We start from the raw sequence: 1,641 nt of genomic DNA, 5'->3' as shown, positions 1-1,641 counted from the left end.
GATGACTGAGATCGTCCGCGAGTCGATGGAATATGATGTTGTGATTGTTGGTGGCGGGCCTGCGGGTCTGTCTGCGGCGATCCGTCTCAAGCAGATCGACCCGGATCTGAACGTCGTTGTGCTGGAGAAGGGCTCCGAGGTTGGGGCGCATATCCTGTCGGGGGCGGTGCTCGATACCTCGGGTCTTGATGCGCTGATCCCGGACTGGAAAGAAAAAGGCGCGCCGATCAAGACCGAGGTGAAGAGCGACAACTTCTACATCCTCGGGCCGGCGGGCCAGATGCGGATCCCGAACTGGCCGATGCCTCCCTTGATGTCGAACCACGGCAAATACATCGTCTCGATGGCGAATGTGTGCCGTTGGATGGCCGAGCAGGCCGAGGAACTGGGTGTCGAGATCTTCCCGGGCATGGCGGCCTCGGAAATCGTCTGGGATGGTGACCGCGTCGCGGGCGTTGTTGCGGGCGAGTTCGGCAAGAACGCCGATGGCTCGATCGGCGATGGCTACGAGCCGGGGATGGAGTTGCGCGGCAAATACGTCTTCCTCTCGGAAGGCGTGCGCGGCAGTCTTGCCAAGGTGGTGATGGAGCGGTTCGACCTGTCGAAAGGCAAATGCCCGCAGAAGTTCGGCCTTGGCATGAAAGAGATCTGGGAGATCGACCCGGCCAAGCACCGCGAGGGCACGGTGACCCACACGATGGGCTGGCCCTTGGGCAATAACGCGGGTGGCGGCTCGTTCATTTACCATCTCGAGAACAACCAGGTTTACGTGGGCTTCGTGGTGCACCTGAACTACGAGAACCCGCACCTGTTTCCCTACATGGAATTCCAGCGCTTCAAGCATCACCCGCTGGTGGCGGAGCTGCTCGAGGGCGGCAAGCGCGTGGCCTATGGCGCGCGGGCGATCTCCGAGGGCGGCTGGCAGTCGATCCCGAAGCTGACGGCGCCGGGGGCGGTTCTCTTGGGCTGCTCGGCGGGCCTGGTGAACGTGCCGCGCATCAAGGGCAACCACAATGCGATGCTCTCGGGGATCGCGGCGGCCGAGGCGGCGGCCAAGGCGATTGCGGCGGGCCGCGAGGGCGACGAGTTGGTGGATTACGAGGCCGACCTGCGCTCGGGCCCGATCGCCAAGGACCTGCGGCGCGTGCGCAACGTCAAGCCGATGTGGTCGCATTGGGGGATGCTGCCGAGCCTCGTGTTCGGCGGGCTCGATATGTGGACGAACAACCTCTTCGGCTTCTCGCTCTTTGGCACGCTCAAGCATGGCAAGAACGATGCGGCGCATACCGGCGAGGCGTCGAAATTCGCCAAGATCGACTACCCGCGGCCGGACGGCAAACTGTCCTTCGACCGGCTGACCAACGTGAGCTTTTCCTTCACGAACCACGAGGAAAGCCAGCCCTGCCACCTGAAACTGAAAGATCCTTCGATCCCGGTCGCGGTGAACCTTGCGAAATATGACGAACCAGCGCAACGTTACTGTCCGGCCGGGGTCTATGAGGTGCTCGAGGGCGAGGAGGGCCCGCGCTTCCAGATCAATTTCCAGAACTGCGTCCATTGCAAGACCTGCGACATCAAGGACCCCAGCCAGAACATAACCTGGACTACACCCCAGGGCGGCGACGGACCTAACTACCCAAA

The 1,641-nt window shown here is 62.5% G+C and carries 1 protein-coding gene; it reads left to right on the top strand.

Features of this window, described 5'->3' with window-relative positions; genetic code table 11:
- Position 1: 1 nt before the first annotated feature.
- On the top strand, positions 2-1,641 hold a 1,640-nt coding region (locus LZA78_RS17485; RefSeq protein ID WP_233678161.1), incomplete at its 3' end, for an electron transfer flavoprotein-ubiquinone oxidoreductase.

The organism is Rhodobacter flavimaris (assembly GCF_021378075.1).
Classification (GTDB): domain Bacteria; phylum Pseudomonadota; class Alphaproteobacteria; order Rhodobacterales; family Rhodobacteraceae; genus Rhodobacter; species Rhodobacter flavimaris.
The sequence above is the reverse complement of the archived record's forward strand: the minus strand, read 5'-3'. Positions and strand labels throughout refer to the sequence as shown.